General features: G+C 63.1%; 19 protein-coding genes. 18 read left to right on the top strand and 1 reads right to left on the bottom strand.

The annotated features are described in order from the left end of the window. The first annotated feature begins 1 nt into the window (after position 1). The 16 genes from N6H05_RS20690 to N6H05_RS20615 all read left to right on the top strand — a co-directional run bounded on the left by N6H05_RS20690 (position 2) and on the right by N6H05_RS20615 (position 17,303). Positions 2-790, top strand: coding sequence for an NADH-quinone oxidoreductase subunit C (locus N6H05_RS20690; RefSeq protein ID WP_284111472.1), 789 nt, complete (start codon positions 2-4; stop codon positions 788-790). Further along, on the top strand, positions 790-2,025 hold the full coding sequence (locus N6H05_RS20685; RefSeq protein WP_284111471.1) for an NADH-quinone oxidoreductase subunit D: 1,236 nt from the start codon (positions 790-792) through the stop codon (positions 2,023-2,025). The genes N6H05_RS20690 and N6H05_RS20685 overlap by 1 nt, the downstream gene beginning before the upstream one ends. Then, positions 2,025-2,708 carry a complex I 24 kDa subunit family protein gene (locus N6H05_RS20680; RefSeq protein ID WP_004211734.1) on the top strand — a complete coding sequence of 228 codons (684 nt, stop codon included), beginning with the start codon at positions 2,025-2,027 and terminating at the stop codon, positions 2,706-2,708. The genes N6H05_RS20685 and N6H05_RS20680 overlap by 1 nt, the downstream gene beginning before the upstream one ends. Next, on the top strand, positions 2,705-4,039 hold the full coding sequence (gene nuoF / locus N6H05_RS20675) for an NADH-quinone oxidoreductase subunit NuoF (RefSeq protein ID WP_004211735.1): 1,335 nt from the start codon (positions 2,705-2,707) through the stop codon (positions 4,037-4,039). The genes N6H05_RS20680 and nuoF overlap by 4 nt, the downstream gene beginning before the upstream one ends. A gap of 2 nt (positions 4,040-4,041) precedes the next feature. Continuing rightward, complete coding sequence (gene nuoG, locus N6H05_RS20670) at positions 4,042-6,048, top strand: NADH-quinone oxidoreductase subunit NuoG (protein WP_284111469.1); 2,007 nt, start codon at positions 4,042-4,044, stop codon at positions 6,046-6,048. Next, the gene (gene nuoH / locus N6H05_RS20665; RefSeq protein WP_284111468.1) at positions 6,045-7,094 is read left to right on the top strand and encodes an NADH-quinone oxidoreductase subunit NuoH; all 1,050 of its coding nucleotides are present in this window, start codon (positions 6,045-6,047) and stop codon (positions 7,092-7,094) included. Before nuoG ends, nuoH begins: the two co-directional genes overlap by 4 nt. Continuing rightward, complete coding sequence (gene nuoI / locus N6H05_RS20660; RefSeq protein WP_004211738.1) at positions 7,091-7,576, top strand: NADH-quinone oxidoreductase subunit NuoI; 486 nt, start codon at positions 7,091-7,093, stop codon at positions 7,574-7,576. Before nuoH ends, nuoI begins: the two co-directional genes overlap by 4 nt. A gap of 29 nt (positions 7,577-7,605) precedes the next feature. Further along, on the top strand, positions 7,606-8,217 hold the full coding sequence (locus N6H05_RS20655; RefSeq protein WP_007714760.1) for an NADH-quinone oxidoreductase subunit J: 612 nt from the start codon (positions 7,606-7,608) through the stop codon (positions 8,215-8,217). A 17-nt stretch (positions 8,218-8,234) separates the two neighbouring features. Beyond that, positions 8,235-8,519 (top strand): NADH-quinone oxidoreductase subunit NuoK, encoded by a 285-nt coding sequence (nuoK, locus tag N6H05_RS20650; RefSeq protein ID WP_019053664.1) that lies wholly within the window; start codon positions 8,235-8,237, stop codon positions 8,517-8,519. 10 nt (positions 8,520-8,529) lie between these two features. Then, the gene (gene nuoL / locus N6H05_RS20645) at positions 8,530-10,611 is read left to right on the top strand and encodes an NADH-quinone oxidoreductase subunit L (protein WP_284111467.1); all 2,082 of its coding nucleotides are present in this window, start codon (positions 8,530-8,532) and stop codon (positions 10,609-10,611) included. Beyond that, entirely contained in the window at positions 10,611-12,164 is a 1,554-nt protein-coding gene (locus N6H05_RS20640) for an NADH-quinone oxidoreductase subunit M (RefSeq protein WP_007714750.1), read from the top strand. Before nuoL ends, N6H05_RS20640 begins: the two co-directional genes overlap by 1 nt. Further along, positions 12,164-13,600: an NADH-quinone oxidoreductase subunit NuoN gene (gene nuoN, locus N6H05_RS20635; protein ID WP_284111466.1), complete on the top strand. Its 1,437-nt coding sequence runs from the start codon at positions 12,164-12,166 to the stop codon at positions 13,598-13,600. The genes N6H05_RS20640 and nuoN overlap by 1 nt, the downstream gene beginning before the upstream one ends. Before the next feature lie 44 nt (positions 13,601-13,644). Beyond that, positions 13,645-14,310: a biotin--[acetyl-CoA-carboxylase] ligase gene (locus N6H05_RS20630; RefSeq protein WP_284111465.1), complete on the top strand. Its 666-nt coding sequence runs from the start codon at positions 13,645-13,647 to the stop codon at positions 14,308-14,310. Between the two features lie 10 nt (positions 14,311-14,320). Next, positions 14,321-15,103: a type III pantothenate kinase gene (locus tag N6H05_RS20625; RefSeq protein WP_284111464.1), complete on the top strand. Its 783-nt coding sequence runs from the start codon at positions 14,321-14,323 to the stop codon at positions 15,101-15,103. Further along, positions 15,100-16,737, top strand: coding sequence for a ribonuclease J (locus N6H05_RS20620; RefSeq protein ID WP_284111463.1), 1,638 nt, complete (start codon positions 15,100-15,102; stop codon positions 16,735-16,737). The genes N6H05_RS20625 and N6H05_RS20620 overlap by 4 nt, the downstream gene beginning before the upstream one ends. A 296-nt stretch (positions 16,738-17,033) precedes the next feature. Further along, positions 17,034-17,303 (top strand): DUF1467 family protein, encoded by a 270-nt coding sequence (locus N6H05_RS20615; RefSeq protein WP_136187685.1) that lies wholly within the window; start codon positions 17,034-17,036, stop codon positions 17,301-17,303. A gap of 360 nt (positions 17,304-17,663) precedes the next feature. Here the strand turns inward: N6H05_RS20615 and N6H05_RS20610 are convergent, their stop codons facing one another. Continuing rightward, positions 17,664-18,560 carry a LysR family transcriptional regulator gene (locus N6H05_RS20610; protein WP_284111462.1) on the bottom strand — a complete coding sequence of 299 codons (897 nt, stop codon included), beginning with the start codon at positions 18,558-18,560 and terminating at the stop codon, positions 17,664-17,666. Between the two features lie 105 nt (positions 18,561-18,665). Between N6H05_RS20610 and N6H05_RS20605 the strand changes: the two genes are divergently transcribed. After that, positions 18,666-19,865 carry an MFS transporter gene (locus N6H05_RS20605; RefSeq protein ID WP_284111461.1) on the top strand — a complete coding sequence of 400 codons (1,200 nt, stop codon included), beginning with the start codon at positions 18,666-18,668 and terminating at the stop codon, positions 19,863-19,865. 17 nt (positions 19,866-19,882) lie between these two features. Continuing rightward, complete coding sequence (locus N6H05_RS20600; RefSeq protein ID WP_284111460.1) at positions 19,883-20,956, top strand: alpha/beta hydrolase; 1,074 nt, start codon at positions 19,883-19,885, stop codon at positions 20,954-20,956. Positions 20,957-21,209 lie beyond the last annotated feature (253 nt).

Here is a 21,209-nt window from a genome sequence, read left to right as displayed (position 1 = left end):
TATGGGCCATTCTGCACCCAAGATCGTGAACCCCGAAGGGATCGCCGAGGAAATCGGCGCCCTGCTGGGGTCGATGCTGATCGAAACCATCGATCATGCCGACGAACTGACCTTCGTTGTCGCGCGCCACGACCTGGCCAATGCCATGGTCGCGCTGCGCGACATGGCGCATTACCAGCAGCTGATGGAAATTGCCGGCGTCGACTATCCGGAGCGTCCGGACCGGTTCGAGGTCGCCTATCACCTGCTCAGCGTCACGCGGAACCACCGCGTCCGCGTCAAGGTGTCGACCGACGAGGATACGCCGGTGCCGACCGTCACGCACCTCTGGCCGGTCGCCGGCTGGCTGGAGCGCGAAGTGTTCGACATGTATGGCGTCATTTTCGACGGCAATACCGACCTGCGTCGCATCCTGACCGACTATGGCTTCAAGGGCCATCCGCAGCGCAAGGACTTCCCGCTGACCGGCTATGTCGAGCTGCGCTATTCCGAAGAAGACAAGCGCGTCGTCTATGAGCCGGTGAAGCTGGCCCAGGACTTCCGCAGCTTCGACTTCATGTCGCCCTGGGAAGGCGCGCAATATGTGCTGCCCGGCGACGAGAAGGCGGCGGCACCTGCTGTTGCGCCCGCAGCCGCACCCACGCCCAAGGCGACGGAAAGCAAGGCCGACACCGGTGCTGGCGATGCCGCCAACAAGAAGGCCGAGGAAAAGTCGGCCGACGCGCCGGCCAAGCCCGCCGCCGAAACCGATGAAGGCAAGGGGGCTGCCAAGCCCGAAGGTAAGGCCTGATGTCCGACTATCTCGCAAAGATGGATCATGTCACCGATGCGGCCGACCCGGCCTATGGTGACACGGAAATCCAGAACTACACGATCAACTTCGGTCCGCAGCACCCTGCGGCGCACGGCGTTCTGCGTCTGGTCATGGAACTGGACGGCGAAATCGTCGAGCGCTGCGACCCGCATGTCGGCCTGCTGCATCGCGGCACCGAAAAGCTGATCGAGCACAAGACCTATATGCAGGCGCTGCCCTATTTCGACCGGCTGGACTATTGTTCGCCGCTCGGCATGGAGCATAGCTATGTCTTGGCGGTAGAAAAGCTGCTGAACCTGGAAGTGCCGCTGCGCGCGCAATATCTGCGCGTGTTCTTCGCGGAACTGACCCGTATCTGCAATCACATGCTGAACCTGGGTTCGCACGTCATGGACGTCGGCGCGATGACGCCGAACCTGTGGCTGTTCGAAATCCGCGAGGACTGCCTCAACTTCTTCGAGCGCGCGTCGGGTGCCCGCATGCACTCCGCCTATTTCCGGCCGGGCGGCGTCCATCAGGATGTGCCGCTCAAGCTGCTGACCGACATCGCCGACTGGCTCGACACTCGTCTGCCGCGCCTGTTCGAGGACGCGATGAGCCTGGTCGTCGACAACCGCATCTTCAAGCAGCGCAATGTCGACATCTCGATCGTCAGCAAGGAAGACGCGCTGAAGTGGGGCTTCTCCGGCCCGATGCTGCGTGGCTCGGGCATCGCCTGGGACATCCGCAAGGCGCAGCCCTATGACGTCTATGACCGCATGGACTTCGACGTTCCGGTTGGCACCGCGTTCGACTGCTATGACCGTTTCATGGTCCGCGTCGAGGAAGTGCGCCAGTCCGCGCGCATCATGAAGCAGTGCCTCAACGAAATGCCCGAAGGGCCGATCGCCAGCTTCGATCGCAAGGTCTCCCCGCCCAAGCGCGGCGAGATGAAGCGGGACATGGAAGCGCTGATCCACCACTTCAAGCTCTATACCGAGGGCTTCCACGTCCCCGCGGGCGAAGTCTATGTGGCGACCGAAAGCCCGAAGGGCGAATTCGGCGTCTATCTGGTCAGCGACGGCTCCAACAAGCCCTACCGCTGCAAGATCCGCCCGACCGCCTTCAGTCATCTGCAGGCGATGGACTTCATGATGAAGGGCCACATGCTGGCCGATACAACCGCTGTACTGGGCGCGATGGACATCGTGTTCGGAGAATGTGACCGATAATGGCTGACGCAGTTCATATCCCCGATGAGGCCGAAACCCGCGCGCGCTGGGGCGCGTTCGAGTGGACGCCCGAAAACGCCGAACAGGCCAAGAAGGTCATCGCGCGCTATCCCGCCGGTCGCCAGCAGTCGGCCGTGATGCCGCTGCTCGACCTGGCCCAGCGCCAGGTCGGTGCGGAGACGCAGACCAATGGCTGGCTGCCGGTTCCGGTCATGGAATATATCGGGCGCCAGCTCGATATGCCGTACATGCGCGTCTATGAAGTCGCGACCTTCTACACCATGTACAATCTGGCGCCGGTCGGCCGCTACCATGTACAGGTCTGCGGCACGACGCCGTGCATGCTGCGCGGGTCGGACGATGTCTTTGCCGCGTGCAAGAACAAGGGCCTGGTCAAGGGCGGCACGACCCCCGACGGCCTGTTCACCCTCAATGAGGTCGAATGCCTTGGTGCCTGCGCCAACGCGCCGATGGTCCAGATCAACGACGATAACTTCGAAGATCTGACCTACGACAGCACCATCGCCATCCTGGAAACGCTGGCCGCCGGCGGCCAGCCCAAGATCGGCCCGCAGATCGATCGCCAGACCAGCGCGCCGGAAGGTGGCCCGACCACCCTCAAGGAGATGGTCGGCGAAAATCACGACTATCGCGGTCAATGGAACGAAGGAGCGACGGCATGACCGATGCACCCGCACCGGCCCCCTTCGTCGGGCCGCTGTCCGACAAGGACCGCATCTTCACCAACGTCCACGGCTTCCAGGATTGGGGCGTCGACGCCGCGATGAAGCGTGGTGATTGGGACAATACCAAAAAGCTGATGGAAATCGGCCAGGACGCGATCATCGACACCATCAAGGCGTCGAATCTGCGCGGCCGCGGCGGCGCCGGCTTCCCGACCGGCATGAAGTGGAGCTTCATGCCCAAGGAAAGCAAGGACGGCCGTCCCAGCTTCCTGGTCATCAACGCCGACGAATCCGAGCCGGGTTCGTGCAAGGACCGCGAAATCATCCGCCACGATCCGCACAAGCTGATCGAAGGCGCGCTGATCGCCGGTTTCGCGATGCGGGCGCGTGCCGCCTACATCTATATCCGCGGTGAGTTCATCTATGAGGCGAAGGTGCTCTTCGCCGCCGTCGAGCAGGCCTATGAAAAGGGCTTCATCGGCAAGAATGCCTGCGGGTCGGGCTATGATTTCGACGTGTTCGTCCATCGTGGCGCCGGCGCCTATATCTGCGGCGAGGAAACCGCCCAGATCGAGAGCATCGAGGGCAAGAAGGGCCAGCCCCGCCTGAAGCCGCCTTTCCCGGCCGGTGCGGGCCTCTATGGCTGCCCGACCACGGTGAACAACGTGGAATCGATCGCGGTTGCGCCGACGATCCTGCGTCGCGGCGCCGCCTGGTTCAACGGCTTCGGTCGTGAGAACAACCGCGGCACCAAGCTGTTCCAGATCAGCGGTCATGTGAACAAGCCCTGCGTCGTCGAGGAATCGATGTCGATCCCGTTCCGCGAACTGATCGATCGCCATTGCGGCGGCATCCGTGGCGGCTGGGACAATCTGCTCGCGGTCATTCCGGGCGGGTCGTCGGTGCCGCTGGTTCCTGCGAAGGAAATCATGGACGCACCGATGGACTTTGACGGTCTGCGCGCGCTGGGTTCGGGCCTGGGCACCGCCGCCGTCATCGTCATGGACAAGTCGACCGACATCGTCCGCGCCATTTCGCGTCTCTCCTACTTCTACAAGCATGAGAGCTGCGGCCAGTGTACGCCGTGCCGCGAAGGCACCGGCTGGATGTGGCGCGTCATGGAGCGCCTGCGCACCGGCGACGCGGACCAGAGCGAAATCGACATGCTGTTCCAGGTGACCAAGCAGGTTGAAGGCCACACCATCTGCGCGCTTGGCGACGCAGCGGCATGGCCGATCCAGGGGCTGATCCGGCACTTCCGTCCGGAAATCGAGCGCCGGATCAACGAGAACAAGGGTAGTGCCCCCGTCATGGAGGCAGCGGAGTAACCATGCCGAAGGTCAAAGTAGACGGCGTAGAACTCGAAGTCCCGGCGGGCGCCACAGTCCTCCAGGCTTGCGAGCAGGCGGGGAAGGAAATCCCCCGTTTCTGCTATCATGAGCGCCTTTCCATTGCCGGCAATTGCCGCATGTGCCTGGTCGAGGTGAAGCCTGGACCGCCCAAACCGCAGGCGTCGTGCGCACTTCCGGCCACCGAAGGCCAGGAAATCCGCACCGACAGCGAAATGGTCAAGAAGGCCCGCGAAGGGGTGATGGAGTTCCTGCTCATCAACCACCCGCTGGATTGCCCGATCTGCGACCAGGGCGGTGAGTGCGATCTTCAGGACCAGTCGGTCGCCTATGGCCGTGGTTCGTCGCGCTATGATGAGAATAAGCGCGCCGTCACCGAGAAGAATATGGGTCCGATCGTCAAGACGGTCATGACCCGCTGCATCCAGTGCACCCGTTGCGTGCGCTTTGCAGAGGAAGTCGCGGGCGTGCCGGAAATCGGCGCCATCTATCGCGGCGAAAATATGCAGATCACCACCTATCTCGAACATGCCGCGAAGAGCGAGCTGTCGGGCAATGTGGTCGATCTCTGCCCGGTCGGCGCGCTGACCGCCAAGCCCTATGCTTTCGAAGCGCGTCCGTGGGAACTCAAGAAGACCCATGCGATCGACGTGATGGACGCGCTCGGCACCAACATCCGCCTCGACAGCCGTGGTCGCCAGGTGCTGCGCGCCGTACCGCGCATCAATGACGACGTGAACGAGGAGTGGGCGTCGGACAAGACCCGTCACAATGTCGATGGTCTGGTCCGCAAGCGCCTCGACAAGCCGTTCGTCCGCAAGGACGGCAAGCTGGTGCCGGCAACCTGGGCGGAAGCCTTCGCTGCCGTCGCCGCCGTCCAGCATGGCGGCAGCGTCGCGGCAATCGCCGGCGACCTGCTCGACTGCGAAACCATGTTCGCCGGCAAGGCGCTGGTCGAAAAGCTCGGCGGTTCGCTGCTGGAAGGCCGTCAGACCGGCCTGTCCTACGACGTGTCGAGCCTGTCGTCGGTGGTGTTCAACACCCCGCTCGCCGATCTCGAAACCGCGGACGTCATCCTGCTGGTCGGCACCAACCTGCGCTGGGAAGCGCCGCTGGTGAACACCCGCATCCGCAAGGCGATCAAGAAGGGCGCGAAGGTCTTCGCCGTCGGTCCCGAATTCGACCTGACCTACAAGGTCGAATGGCTGGGCAATGACGCGTCGCTGCTGGCCAAGCTGCCGGACGCCGTGCTCGAAGCCTTCAAGGGCGCTGCTCGTCCGGCGATGATCGTCGGTGGCGGCGTGCTGGCCAAGGACGGCGCCCATGGCGACACGCTGGCGCTGGTCGAGACGCTGGGCCTGATCAAGGACGGCTGGAACGGTTACAACGTCCTGCACTTCGCGGCGGCCCGCATGGGCGGCCTGATGCTGGGCTATGCGACCAAGGGCGGAATCAAGGCCGTGGCTGCGGCCGCGCCGAAGCTGCTCTTCTCGCTCGGCGCAGACGAGGTCGACTATTCGGCCTTCGAAACCAGCTTCAAGGTCTATATCGGCCATCATGGCGACAAGGGCGCCCATGCGGCGGACGTGATCCTGCCGGGCGCAAGCTATGCCGAAAAGGCCGGCACCTACGTCAACCTGGAAGGCCGGGTGCAGTTCGGTGAAAAGGCCGTGTTCGCGCCGGGCGATGCCCGCGAGGACTGGTCGATCCTGCGCGCTCTTTCCGAAGCGCTGGGTGCCAAGCTGCCGTTCGACAGCTTCGACGCGCTGCGCGCCGAAATGGTCAAGGCGGTTCCCGCGCTCGGTGTCGAAGGTCTGGCCAACTATGGTTGGTCGGTCCCGTCGCTGCCGACCGGTGCGACCGGCGAGCTGGGTTCGCCGATCAAGGATTTCTACCTCACCAACGCGATCTGCCGCGCCAGCCCGACGATGCAGCAATGCTCGGCCGAGCTGATCCATGGTGAAAGCTTCGCGGAGGCCGCAGAGTGACCGCTTTCTTCCAAGGCCTTGGCCTGCCTTTCGAGGGCGCCTGGCTGCTTTCGACCATCATCGGTATCCTGGTCATCGCACTGCCGCTGATGCTGGCCGTCGCCATGATCATCTATGCCGACCGCAAGATCTGGGCGGCCATGGCGCTGCGCCGTGGTCCCAACGTCGTCGGCCCGCTGGGCCTGCTTCAGTCCTTCGCGGACGGCCTCAAGGTCTTCCTGCAGGAAACCATCGTTCCCTCGGCGTCGAACAAGGCCATGTTCCTGATCGCGCCGATCATCACCTTCACCGTGGCGCTGATGGCCTGGGCCGTCATCCCCTTCGGTGCCGGTGTGCTGGTGTCGAACATCAATGTCGGCCTGCTCTACATTCTCGCCATTTCGTCGCTCGGCGTCTATGGCGTGGTGCTGGCGGGCTGGGCGTCCAACTCCAAATATCCCTTCTACTCCGCGATCCGCGCCAGTGCGCAGATGATCTCCTATGAAGTCTCGATCGGCTTCATCCTGATCACCGTCGTGCTGTGGGCTGGCAGCTTCAACATGTCGGCGATCGTGGAAAGCCAGAAGGGCTATTATGGCTTCCTCAACGGCAACGGCTTCAACCCGCTGCTGTTCCCGATGGCGATCTTGTTCCTGATTTCGGCCATGGCGGAAACGGCGCGCGCGCCGTTCGATCTGACCGAAGCGGAATCCGAACTGGTCGCGGGTTACCAGACCGAATATTCGTCGATGGCCTTCGCCCTGTTCTGGCTCGGCGAATATGCCAACGTCATCCTGATGTGCGGCCTCAACGCGATCCTGTTCTGGGGTGGCTATCTGCCGCCGTTCGACTGGGCGCCGCTCTATCTGGTGCCGGGCATCATCTGGTTCCTGCTCAAGATCGCCTTCTTCTTCTTCGTCTTCTCCTGGGTGAAGGCGACGGTGCCCCGCTACCGTTATGACCAGTTGATGCGGCTGGGCTGGAAGATCTTCCTGCCGACCTCGCTCTTCTTCGTCTTCCTGGTTTCGGGCTTCCTCATGCTGACGCGCTATGGAGGCGCACAATGAGCCTCGGTTACTACGTCAAAAGCTTCACCCTCTGGGAGTTCGTGAAGGCGCACTGGCTGACCTTGAAGTATTTCTTCAAGCCCAAGGCGACGATCAACTACCCCTATGAGAAGAACCCGATTTCGCCGCGTTTCCGTGGTGAACATGCGCTGCGCCGCTACCCCAACGGGGAAGAGCGCTGCATCGCGTGCAAGCTGTGCGAGGCCATTTGTCCGGCGCAGGCGATCACCATCGAGGCGCAGCCGCGCGACGATGGCAGCCGCCGCACCACGCGCTACGACATCGACATGACCAAGTGCATCTATTGCGGCTTCTGCCAGGAAGCCTGCCCGGTGGATGCGATTGTCGAAGGCCCGAACTTCGAGTTCGCGACCGAAACCCGCGAGGAGCTGATCTACGACAAGGCCAAGCTCCTGGAAAACGGTGACAAGTGGGAGCGTGCCATCGCTGCCAATCTTGCTGCCGATGCCCCCTATCGTTAAGCCGCCGGCGTCAAAGGGAATATGAACCTGTGATCCACGTCCTCGCCTTTTACCTGTTCGCCATTCTGGTGGTGAGCAGCGGCGCGCTCACGATATTGTCGCGCAACCCGGTCCACTCGGTCCTCTGGCTGATCCTGGCCTTCTTCAACGCTGCCGGTCTGATGATCCTGCTCGGCGCCGAATTCATCGCGATGCTGCTTGTCATCGTCTATGTCGGCGCGGTCGCGGTGCTGTTCCTGTTCGTCGTCATGATGCTCGACATCGACTTCGCCGAACTGCGCGCCGGCTTCGTCAGCTATCTGCCGTTCGGCCTGCTGATCGCGCTGGTGCTGCTGGCGGAAATCGTCCTGGGCATCGGCCTGTGGAGCGCCGGCCCGGTTGAACTGGCCCAGCGTGCGGCCCCGGCCAATCCGGAACTTTCCAACATCCAGGCGATCGGCGGCATTCTCTATACCCGCTACATCTTCCTGTTCGAGGCGGCGGGTATCGTCCTGCTGGTCGCGATGATCGGCGCCATCGTGCTGACCCATCGTGCCCGTGGCGGCGTCCGTGGTCAGAATGTTGCCAAGCAGAACCGCCGTCGTCCGCAGGACGCCGTGCGCAACATCAATCAGCCCGTGGGGCAGGGGGTGGAGCTGTGATCGGCCTTCAACATTATATGGTGGTCAGCGCCATCCTCTTCGTGATGGGGGTGCTTGGCATCTTCATCAACCGCAAGAATGTCATCATCATCCTGATGGCGATCGAGCTGATCCTCCTCAGCGTGAACATCAACCTTGTCGCCTTCAGCGCCTTCCTGGGCGATCTGGTGGGCCAGGTCTTCTCGATGTTCGTGCTGACCGTCGCGGCGGGTGAAGCGGCCATCGGCCTCGCCATCCTCGTCATTTACTTCCGTGGTCGCGGCACCATCGCCGTCGACGATGTCAACCGGATGAAGGGCTGAGCCAAATCCCATGATCCAGCTTATCGTCCTTCTCCCGCTGCTCGCCGCAGCCATCGCCGGCCTTGGCAACAAGGCCCTGGGCAAGCTGCCCGCGAAGATCGTCACGACGGGTGCGCTGTTCGCAGCCTGCGCCATGTCCTGGCCGATTTTCATCAGCTTCCTGACCGGCCACGCCGAACCCTATGTCGCGCCCGTCTTCACCTGGATCGAAAGCGGCAGCTTCGATGCCCAGTGGGCGCTGCGGGTCGACACCATGACGGCGGTCATGCTGGTGGTCATCACCAGCGTGTCCAGCCTCGTCCACCTCTATAGCTGGGGCTATATGGACGAAGAGCCGGATCAGCCGCGCTTCTTCGCCTATCTCTCGCTCTTCACCTTCGCGATGCTGATGCTCGTGACCGCGAACAATCTGCTGCAGATGTTCTTCGGTTGGGAAGGCGTGGGTCTGGCTTCCTACCTGCTGATCGGTTTCTGGTTCCGCAAGCCTTCGGCCAATGCGGCCGCGATCAAGGCATTCGTGGTCAACCGCGTCGGCGACCTTGGCTTCATGATGGGCATTTTCGGCACCTATCTGGTGTTTAACACCATCTCGATCCCGGAAATCCTGGAAATGGCCCCGTCGATGGCGGGTTCGACCATCGGCTTCCTGGGTCAGCGCTTCGACACCATGACCGTGCTCTGTCTGCTGCTGTTCGTCGGCGCGATGGGCAAGTCGGCGCAGCTCGGCCTCCACACCTGGCTTCCCGACGCGATGGAAGGCCCGACCCCGGTGTCGGCGCTGATCCACGCAGCCACCATGGTCACCGCCGGCGTCTTCATGGTCTGCCGTCTGTCGCCGATGTTCGAAATGTCGCCGACCGCGCTGACCGTCGTCACCTATGTCGGTGCCGCCACCTGTCTGTTCGCCGCCACCGTCGGCACCGTGCAGACCGACATCAAGCGCGTCATCGCCTATTCGACCTGTTCGCAGCTGGGCTACATGTTCTTTGCAGCCGGTTGCGGCGCCTATGGCGCGGCGATGTTCCACCTCTTCACTCACGCCTTCTTCAAGGCGCTGCTGTTCCTGGGCGCCGGCTCGGTCATCCATGCGATGCACCATGAGCAGGACATGCGTTACTATGGCGGCCTGCGTAAGAAGATCCCCGTGACCTTCTGGACCATGACGCTCGGCACTCTCGCCATCACGGGCGTCGGCCTGCCGCTCGTCGGCGTCGGTTTCGCCGGCTTCTATTCGAAGGACGGCATTCTCGAAGCGGCCTTCGCGTCGGGCGGTGCGGGCATCGGTGCCTATTATGTCGGCGTGTTCGCCGCGCTGCTGACCAGCTTCTACAGCTGGCGCCTGGTCTTCCTGACCTTCTTCGGCAAGCCGCGCTGGACCCAGTCGGAACATATCCAGCATGCGCTGCATGACGATCACGGCCACGGCCATGGCGATCACGCCCATGCCGGCCATGGTCATGACGATCATGCCCACGCCCACGCCGATCATGGCCATGACCATCATGCCCATGATGCTGGCGACGGCACTGGGGGCTACCATCCGCATGAAAGCGGCCTGGTCATGCTGATCCCGCTGCTGGTGCTCAGCCTGGGCGCCGTGTTCGCCGGCTTCGTCTTCCACGACCAGTTCATTGGTCCGGAAGGGGGCATCGAGTTCTGGAAGGGCGCGCTCGCGTTCGACAGCCACCTGATGCACGCCGCGCATGAAGTGCCGACCTGGGTCAAGTTTGGTCCGTTCACCGTGATGCTGACCGGCCTGGTCATTGCCTGGCTCGCCTACATCAAGAACACCGACTGGCCGCAGCGCTTCGTCGCCACCTTCGGCGCCCTGCACCAGTTCCTGCTCAACAAGTGGTATTTTGACGAGCTGTACAACTTCCTGTTCGTCAAGCCCGCCTTCGCCATTGGCCGCTTCTTCTGGCAGTTTGGTGACGTCGGCTTCATCGACCGCTTCGGCCCCAACGGGCTGGCTGCTCTGGTCGTGCAGGGCAACAAGATCACCCGTCGGCTTCAGTCCGGCTACCTCTACACCTATGCGCTGGTGATGCTGATTGGCCTCGCCGCGGCTGCAACCTGGGCGATGACACGATAATGGACGGCTTCCCCATCCTCTCCCTGATGATGGCAGTGCCGATGGCTGGTGCCATCGCCTGCCTCTTCGCTGGCGCCAATAATGCGCGCTGGATTGCGCTGATCGCCACGCTGGTCGATCTGGTCCTGGGCATCGTCCTGTGGGTCAATTTCGATCAGTCGGGCGCAGGCGCCCAGTGGCAGTTCACCGAATATGCGCCGATCTTCGGCCGTTTCGCGTGGGCGCTCGGGATCGACGGCATCGCCTTGCTGCTGATCGCGCTGACCGTGTTCCTGATGCCGATCTGCATCGGCGCCAGCTGGAACGCGATCAACAAGCGTGTCGGCGAATATATGGCGGCGTTCCTGTTCATGGAGGTGCTGATGATCGGCGTCTTCACCGCGCAGGATCTCTACCTCTTCTACATCATGTTCGAAGCCGGCCTGATCCCGATGTATCTGATCATCGGTATCTGGGGTGGTGCGAACCGTATCTACGCCTCGTACAAATTCTTCCTCTACACGCTGCTCGGCTCGGTCCTGATGCTGATCGCGATGATGTGGATGGTGCATGAGGCCGGCACGACCCGCATTCCCGACCTGATGGCATACAACTTCGATCCGAAGATCCAGATTTGGCTGTTCCTCGCCTTCTTCGCCAGCTTCGCGGTGAAGATGCCGATGTGGCCGGTCCATACCTGGCTGCCCGACGCGCACGTTCAGGCGCCGACCGCCGGTTCGGTCATCCTGGCAGGCGTGCTGCTGAAGATGGGTGGCTATGGCTTCATCCGCTTCTCGCTGCCGATGTTCCCGGAAGCCTCGGCGCAGCTCGCGCCTTGGGTCTGGGGCCTGTCGATGGTCGCCGTCGTCTATACCAGCCTCATCGCGCTGGTTCAGTCGGACATGAAGAAGCTGATCGCCTATTCGTCGGTCGCGCACATGGCGATCGTCACCATCGGCCTGTTCGCCTTCAACCAGGCGGGCCTTGAAGGCGCGATGATGGTCATGCTGGGCCACGGCCTGGTGTCGGGCGCGCTGTTCCTCTGCGTCGGCGTCATCTATGACCGCCTGCACACCCGTGAGATCAACCGCTATGGTGGCCTGGCGATCAACATGCCGCGCTACGCCGTGCTGTTCCTGCTCTTCACCATGGCTTCGGTCGGTCTGCCGGGCACCAGCAACTTCGTTGGCGAATTCCTGTCGCTGATGGGCATCTATCAGGTTTCGACCTGGGCGGCGCTGATCTGCACCACCGGCATCATCCTGGGTGCGGCCTATATGCTCTACCTCTATCGCCGCATCTGCTACGGCGATCAGGTGAACGCCGATGCCGCTGCCATGCCCGACCTGTCGGCGCGTGAAATCTGGCTGCTCGCCCCGATTGCCGCGGCGGTGCTCTGGATGGGCGTCTATCCGGAAAGCTTCCTGGCCCCGATGCGTCCCGACATCCGCGCGCTCGAAGCGCGTCTCGCCCCTGCGGCTCCCGCAGGAGATTCCCAGATCAAGATGGGTGCGCCCAAGCCGGTAGGCGAGGGCCATCATGAAGAAGCCGCTGCGCACGGGGAGGCGCACTAATGATCGAAACCGCTTCCCTTCTGGCCGTATTGCCGGAACTCATCCTCACCGGCTCCGGCCTGGTGCTGATGCTGATCGCCGCCTTCGGTGGTGACCGCTCGACCCATGCCGTCAACTGGCTGGCGGTGCTCGCACTGCTCGCCGCCGGCCTCAGCCTCTGCACCTCGATGGCGCATGGCCCGGTCGCGTTCGACGGCCTGGTCCGTGCCGACGCCTTCTCGGTCTATGCCAAGGCGCTGATCTATGGCGCGGCCGGTGCGGCCATCCTCCTGGCCCCGCGCTTCTTCGCCACCGGCGGCGCGCTCCGTCCCGAATATGCCGTCCTGATCGTCTTTGCCGCCATCGGCATGGGCATGATGGTCTCGGCCGGCGACATGCTGACGCTCTATGTCGGCCTGGAAATGAACAGCCTCGCGTCCTACGTGCTGGCCAGCTTCATGCGCCAGGACGAGAAATCGTCGGAAGCTGGCCTCAAATATTTCGTGCTCGGTTCGCTGGCCAGCGGCATCCTGCTCTACGGCATCTCGCTGCTCTACGGCTTCACGGGTTCGACCGCGTTCGACGGCATCGCCATCGCCATGGGCGACGGCGTGTCGAAGGGCGAGCTGTTCGGCCTGGTGTTCGTGCTCGCGGGCCTCGCCTTCAAGATCAGCGCCGTGCCGTTCCACATGTGGACGCCCGACGTCTATGAAGGTGCGCCGACCCCGGTCACTGCCTTCTTCGGCAGCGCGCCCAAGGTCGCCGCGATGGGCCTGATGGTCCGTGTCGCGATCGAAGCGCTTGGCCCGGCTGGCCTCGACTGGCAGCAGATCATCATCTTCGTTGCGCTCGCGTCGATCCTGTTCGGTGCGGTCGCGGCGATCGGCCAGACCAGCATCAAGCGTCTGATGGCCTATTCGTCGATCAACAATGTCGGCTTCGCGCTGGTCGGCCTTGCGGCCGGCACGCCCGCCGGCGTTGCCGCGACGATGAGCTACATGGCGATCTATGTCGTCATGACCATCGGTGCCTTCGCCTGCATCCTCCAGATGCGGGATGCCGACGGGAAGCCGGTCGACACGATTGCCAGCCTTGCCGGCCTGTCGCAGTCGCGCAAGGGCCTGTCGGCCGCCTTCGCGATCTTCATGTTCTCGATGGCCGGTATCCCGCCGCTGTTCGGCTTCTGGGCGAAGTTCCTGGTGTTCGATGCCGCGGTCGCCGCCAACCTGACTGCGCTCGCTGCCTTCGGCATCGCCATGTCGGTGATCGGCGCCTTCTATTATCTCAAGATCATCAAGACGATCTATTTCGACGAGCCGGCCGCGCCCTATGAGGCGAAGGGCGGGGTGGTCGAAAACATCATCATGGGTGCCTGCGCCATCGTGATCGTCTTTGGTTATCTGCTCAACCCGCTGCTGGACAAGGCCAGCGCGGCTGCGGCGGCCTCACTGTTCTGACGCAGTTTCGCACCGTAGAAGAAACCGGCTCCACCAATGCCGACATGCTGGCACTGGCGGAGCAGGGTGAAACCGAGGGCCTCTGGCTGCGCGCAAAGCGACAGTCCGGAGGCCGCGGTCGTTTGGGCCGGGCGTGGGAAAGTCCGGTCGGCAATCTCTATTGCTCCACCCTGATCCGGCTGCAGCCGGGCGACCCGATGGCGCACACGCTGGCGCTGGTCGCGGCGAACGCCGTCCATGCGCTGGTCGCGCCGCTCTGTGCCGGACAGGCGCGGATCAAATGGCCCAATGACATTTTGGTCGACGGCGCGAAGATCGCCGGCATCCTGCTGGAACGCACCGGCGATGCCGTGGTCGTCGGCATCGGCATCAACGTCACCCATTTCCCGCAAGGGCTCGACCGTCCGGTCACCAGCCTCGCAGCCCAGGGCGCGACGGGGCAGGGGGCGGAAGCCGCCGTGCTGCTGGAGCGCCTCGCCCAGCTTTTCGGCCATTGGCTGGCGATCTGGCGCGCCCAGGGACTTGATCCGGTGCGCACCCACTGGCTGCTCAACGCCCATCCGACCGGCACGCCGATGCGTGTCGTCCAGCCCGATGGCGACGTGGTGGAGGGTGGCTTCGGCACGCTCGACAGCCAGGGCATGTTGATCCTGCGCTTGGCGAATGGCGATACCCGTGCCATTCATGCCGGCGATATCTTTCTCATCTGAGGGTTCGGCCATGCTTCTCGCGATCGACGCGGGCAACACCAATGTCGTTTTCGCGCTGCTCGACGGGCGTGAGATCAAGACGCGCTGGCGCATCGCCACCGACCCGCGCCGCACCGCCGACGAATATGCCGTATGGCTGAACCAGCTCCTGATGCTGGAAGGTTATGCCATGGCCGATGTCGGCGCGGTGATCGTCGCCACCGTCGTGCCGCGCGCGCTGCACAATCTTCAGGTGCTGGCCGACAAATATTTCAAGACGACCGCGCTCGTCGCCGGCCAGTCGCCGGTCGACTGGGGTATCGAACTGGACGTGGCGGAACCGGCCTCGGTCGGTGCCGACCGGGTTGTAAACGCGATCGCGGCCCACCATCTTTATGATGGCGACCTGATCGTCATCGATTTCGGCACGGCGACGACCTTCGATGTGGTGGATTATCGCGGCGCCTATAAGGGCGGCATTATCGCGCCGGGCATCAACCTGTCGCTCGATGCGCTGGTGGCGGCCGCAGCCAAGCTGCCCCGCATCGCGATCGCCCCACCGGAGAACCGATCGGTTATCGGTCGGACTACCGCAGACGCCATGCTGATCGGCGTCTTCTGGGGCTATGTGGCGATGATGGAGGGGCTGGTCGCCCGCATGCGGGCCGAGATCGGCCGCCCGACCAAAGTGATTTCGACCGGAGGACTCGCCGTCCTCTTCAATGACAATAGCGATATTTTCGATGCGATCGCGCCCGACCTGACGATCCAGGGCCTCGCATTGCTGTATGAACGGAGTTTTAGAACAGAATGACACCCAAAGACGAGCTGCTCTTCCTGGCCCTTGGCGGCTCGGGCGAGATCGGCATGAACGTCAATCTTTATGGTTGCCAGGGCAAATGGGTCATGGTCGACCTCGGCCTGACCTTTGCCGACCCGCTTTATCCCGGCGTGGAGCTGGTGCTGCCCGACCTTGCCTTCATCGAGGAGCGCAAGGACGACCTGCTCGGCATCGTGCTGACCCATGGCCATGAAGACCATATCGGCGCCATCCCCTATCTGGCGGCAGACCTGGGCGTGCCGCTTTATGCCACGCCCTTCACCGCGGGCCTGATCCGGCTGAAGCTGGAGGAAGAGGGCCTTACCAAGGAGGTCAAGCTCCACGTCATCGAGAATGAGGGCAGCTTCAATCTCGGCCCGTTCGGCTTCCGTTATGTGCCGCTGGCCCACTCGATCCCGGAGGGCAATGCCGTCCTGATCGACACGCCGCACGGCCGCATCTTCCACACCGGCGACTGGAAGCTGGACGCCGCCCCGCTGCTCGGCCAGCCCTCGACGCCGGAGGAACTGACTGTGATAGGTGACGAGGGCGTGCTGGCCCTGGTGTGCGACAGCACCAATGTCTTCAATCCAGAACCATCGGGTTCCGAAAGCACCGTGCGCGATGGCCTGATGCAGACCGTCGCGGCGGCCAAGGGCCGGGTGCTGGTCACCACCTTTGCCTCCAACGCCGCACGCGTGCAGACGCTGGGCGAGGTCGCGGCCGCCACCGGGCGCAAGCTGTGCGTCGCCGGCCGCTCGCTCGATCGCATCATCAGCACCGCCAAGGCTGCCGGCTATCTCAAGGATTTCCCGCCGCTGGTCGACTGGGACGATGCGATGGACCTGCCCCGCTCGGAAGTGATGTTCATCGCCACCGGCGGCCAGGGCGAGGCGCGCGCTGCGCTCTCCCGCATCGCCTTTGACAGCCACCCGATCAAGCTGGCCGAAGGCGACACCGTTATCTTCTCGTCCAAGCAGATTCCGGGCAACGAGATCGCGATCGGCCGCATCCAGAATGCGCTGGCGACCAAGGGCATCATCATGGTGACCGACCGCCAGGCCGAGGTCCATGTCTCGGGCCATCCGGGCCGTCCGGAACTGGAATCCATGTATCGCTGGATCCGCCCCGCCATCCTGCTGCCGGTCCATGGCGAGCGGCGCCACATGGCGGAACAGGCGCGGCTTGGCCTCGCCACCGGCATCCCCGATGCGGTGGTGCAGTCGAACGGCGACCTGCTGCGCCTGGCACCGGGCAAGCCGACGATCATCGGCCATGAGGATACCGGCCGTCTGGTCCTCGACGGCGACGTCATCCTGCCCGCCGACGGCGCGACCATGAACGAACGGCGCAAGCTCGGCCTGCACGGCCAGATCAGCGTCGCCGTGGCGCTCGACGCCAAGAACCGCCTGATCGGCGAACCCGTGCTGCGCACCCAGGGCGTGCCGGTGGAAGAGGACAAGGATGCCTTCCTCGCCGAAGCGGCCGAGGAAGCGGCGGCGGCCGTTGCCAAGGGATCGATGGAGCAGGAAGCCCTGCGCGAACGCCTGCGCCTCGCCGTGCGCCGCACCGCGACCCGCTGGACCGGCAAGAAGCCGATCGTCGACGTGCTGCTGATCCGCGCATGATTTAGGCCAAAGCGCCGTTCGCGTCCGACCTTCGGGCAGATGCGAACGGCGTTTTTGCGAGTACCCGGAAACATTTAGAGCGAAATGACATCAGGCAGACTCGTCATTGCGAGCGTAGCGAAGCAATCCATGTCGCGCCGGTGGATTGCTTCGCTACGCTCGCAATGACAGCATGGGTTGATCTCATGTCATGCTGCTCTAGGCTCGGGCCGATCAAGATTGAATCGTCATGGCGCGCGAAGCGCCGCGATGACGGGAGAGGATAGGGGCATGCGCTGCAATAACGGGCGGGCCGGATGAACTGGTACGCCATCTTCGCCATCTATGTGCTGTTCTGGGTGATCAGCGCCTTCCTCGTCCTGCCCTTCGGCCTGCGCACGCCCGACGAGACGGGCGAGGTGCTGCTGAAAGGCCAGGCGGACAGCGCCCCCAGCAACTTCCGCCCCGGCCGCGTCATGCTGCGCGCCACCCTGCTCTCCGCCGTCCTGTTCGGCCTCTATTATGCCAATTATGTGCAGGGCTGGGTCACGATCGACAACATCCCCGGCCTCCATCCGCCACGCTGAGCGGGGTACTATGTACTGGCAGCGCGGCGAAGAAAGATGCCGGGGAAGCGGCAGGCAGGGAATGGCTAACGACCTCCTGCTTTTCCTCCCGTCATCCCCGCGGAGGCGGGGATCTATCCCGCCAGCGTGGGACCAGAGAGAAGGTTAGGAGATAGATTCCCGCCTACGCGGGAATGACGGACAGGGAGTGGTTTTCTGCCACTCCCCTCCCGCACGCGGGAGGGGCAGTGAGACTTATGCGCGAAGCGCATTAGTCGTAGCGGGGTGGGCTTGTGCGACGTCCAGCCCACCCCCTAACCCCCTCCCGTTTACGGGAGGGGGAACATGGCCGTTTCTGGTCGAAATCGGACACATTAGGCCTCACCTCCAACGATATCGCAGCGCCTCGACCAACAGTGAAAAGGCTTGTGATGGTTGCGTGACCGTCGGATAATAGAGGTAGAAACCCGGGAAGGGCAGACTCCACTCATCGAGCACGATTTCCAGCCTGCCGGCCTGCAAATGCGCCTCCGCCAGATCCTGCGGAACGAAGGCGAGGCCAAGACCGGCCAAGGCTGCGCTGAGGCAGGAATAGATGTTGTTGAAGATCAACTGCCCGCTGACCTGCACCTTGACTTCCGCCTCGCCCTCCCGCTGCAATTCCCAGGCGTAGAGCCGTCCTGACGTGTGGCGCAGCCCGATGCAATTGTGCGACTGGAGATCAGATGGGCTTTGAGGCCGACCATAAAGCTCGAAATAGCCCGATGAGCCGACGGCCACCATGCGCGCGTCCGGGCCGATGCGGACGGCGATCATGTCCTTCGCCAAAGTTTCGCCGTAGCGCACGCCGGCGTCATAGCGCTCGCTGATGATGTCGATCAGACCGTAATCGGTGATCATCTCGACGCGGACGTCCGGATAGTCCTGCATGAACTGAGAAAGCTTGGGCAGCAGAAGTTCGTTGATCGCATGGTCCGACGCACTGATACGGATCTTGCCCGTAGGCCTGTCTCGCGCTTCATTGACGGCCGCAAGTTCCGCCTCGATCCCGTCCAGATAGGGACTTACCTTCTGAAGCAGCCTCTCGCCGATCTCGGTCGGCGCCACGCTGCGGGTCGTGCGAACGAGCAACTGAACCCCAAGCCGATCCTCCAGCTTCTTGACGATCTGGCTGATAGCGGACTGGGAAAGTCCGAGCTTTGCTGCTGCCCTGGTGAAGCCGCGCTCGCGGGCCACTGCCACGAAGGCGGTGATGTCGCTCAGCGTGTCGCGCGCCATTGATTACAATTCCTACTGATTATTAGAAGACTTATACATCTAATAATGGATCGATGTGTGCGCTAGATAGGGAGGAGAAATTCATCCGAGAAAAATGAGGTAGATATGCCGGCATCCGGCAAAGCCGCGACCGTGCCCGCCTGGGGCGCGGTGATCGCAATGGCGCTGTGCGCCACCATATTAATCGCGTCGGAGTTTATGCCCGTCAGCCTGCTGACGCCGATCGCGCGCGATCTGGCAATCACCGAGGGGCATGCCGGACAGTCGATCTCAGTCTCCGGCTTCTTCGCGCTCGTCACCAGCCTGTTCATCTCGACGATCATAGGCGTGTCGGATCGGCGGCGCGTCGTGCTGATCTTCACCGCGCTGATGCTTGTGTCCGGCACGATGGTCGCGTTCGCGCCCAATGCCCCGCTGCTGATGACGGGGCGCGCTCTTCTCGGCGTGGCGATCGGCGGCTTCTGGTCGATCTCGGCAGCGATTGTCATGCGGCTCGTGCCCGAGGAGTCGGTGCCCAAGGCGCTGGCCCTTCTGAACGGCGGTAACGCGGCGGCGACGACATTGGGCGCGCCCATCGGTAGCTTGCTCGGCAGTCTGATCGGATGGCGCGGTGCCTTTTTCTGCGTGGTACCGCTCGCCGCGATCGCATTTGCCTGGCAGTGGCGCAGCCTTCCGACCATGCCGCCGGAGAAGGCGACGATCCGCGCGCGCGACGTGTTTGCTCTGCTTAAGCACCGTCAGTTTGCGATCGGCATGATCGCGGTGTCGCTGTTCTTCTTCGGGCAGTTCACGCTCTTCACCTATTTGCGACCGTTCCTGGACCTGGTGACGGGCAATGGCGCACCGCTTATCTCGGGCATGTTGCTGGCGCTCGGCGTTGCGGGATTTGTCGGCACGATCGTGATCGGCTGGTTGCTCAAATCGCAGCTCTACAGCCTGCTGATTGCCATTCCGGCCATTTTGGCCGTCATCGCCGTCAGTCTCGTTGAAATCGACGGCACGCCGTTGAAGGTCGGCCTGTTGCTCACGCTTTGGGGGCTGCTCGCGACCGCCGCGCCGGTCGGATGGTGGACGTGGCTGAGCAAGACGATGCCGCATGAGGCCGAGGCTGGCGGCGGACTGATGGTCGCCATCATCCAGCTGGCGATCATGCTGGGTGCGATTGTTGGCGGCACGCTGTTCGACGCCTGGGGCTATCGCGGCCCGTTCAGCTTCGCAGCCGGGCTTCTCGTGATCGCCTCGCTGCTGGCGATCGTCACGTCGCGCATCGGCGCTGCACCGAATTTCACCGAACAACCTGCCTGACCAGGGAGAGCCCCGCCATGACCGACCAATCTTTCCCATTTGAGCGCCGCGGCGTGCTGAAGGCTGGCGCAGCCGGCCTTGTCGCCCTCGGCGCGCTTTCGATCCCCACCATTTCCTCAGCAAAGGCACCGAATATGACACAGGATTGGGACAAGACATTCCCGCGCAGCGCCATCGTCGATCATCAGAAGGTCTCGTTCAAGAACCGCTACGGCATCACCCTGGCTGCCGATTTATACCTCCCCAAGAATCGCGGTACGGGCAAGCTCGCGGCGATCGTGATCAGCGGACCGTTCGGCGCCGTGAAGGAGCAGTCTTCGGGCCTCTATGCCCAGACCATGGCTGAACGCGGCTTCGCGACGCTCGCCTTCGATCCGTCCTATACCGGCGAGAGCGGTGGCGAGCCCCGCAACATCGCATCGCCCGACATCAACACAGAGGATTTCAGCGCCGCCGTGGATTTCCTCGGGTTGCGGCCGGAGATCGATCGCGAGCGGATCGGCGTCATCGGCATTTGCGGCTGGGGCGGCATGGCGCTCAGCACCGCCGCCATCGACAAGCGGATCAAGGCCGTGGTCGCCAGCACCATGTACGACATGACCCGCGTGATGTCGAAGGGCTATAATGACAGCGTGACGCCGCAGCAGCGCACAGAGACGCTGGAGCAGTTGAGCCGTCAGCGCTGGACCGACGCCGAGAAGAGCAGCCCCGCCTATGGCCCGGTTTCACTGGAGCTGAAGGGCGGCGAGCCGGAGTTCGTCGTGCAATATGCCGCCTATTACAAGACGAAGCGTGGTTTCCACCCGCGAGCAGTCAACTCGAACGCCGCATGGACGCTCACCACGCCTCTGTCGTTCATGAACCTGCCGATCCTCACCTATATCGCGGAGATCGCTCCCCGACCGGTGCTGCTCATCCATGGCGAGAAGGCCCATTCGCGCTACTTCAGCGAGACCGCCTATGCGGCAGCGGCTGAGCCCAAGGAATTGATGATCATCCCTGGTGCCACTCACACGGACCTCTACGATCAGGTAGAAATCATCCCGTTCGACAAGCTGTCGGCATTCTTCAAGCAGCACCTCGCGGATTGAAGCGAGCGGGTGGGCGATATTCCCACCCGCTGAATCGTGCAGATTGTTTGGCGGCTTCTGTTCGGAACTGATGTTCACCGAAGCCAAATGAACGACTGGGTCTGGTCGCTAGTCGTCATTCCCAATCCCGTCATGCCGGGCTCGACCCGGCATCCCGCTTTTCTTGCTTTGCGAGCGCGATCCGACAAAAGGCCGCGCTCCCTCTGTCCTATTCGGCCCGTTCATGATCTACTCCGGCCATGAACAGCCGCCC

It is taken from the genome of Sphingobium sp. WTD-1 (assembly GCF_030128825.1).
Classification (GTDB): Bacteria; Pseudomonadota; Alphaproteobacteria; order Sphingomonadales; family Sphingomonadaceae; genus Sphingobium.
The sequence above is the reverse complement of the archived record's forward strand: the minus strand, read 5'-3'. Positions and strand labels throughout refer to the sequence as shown.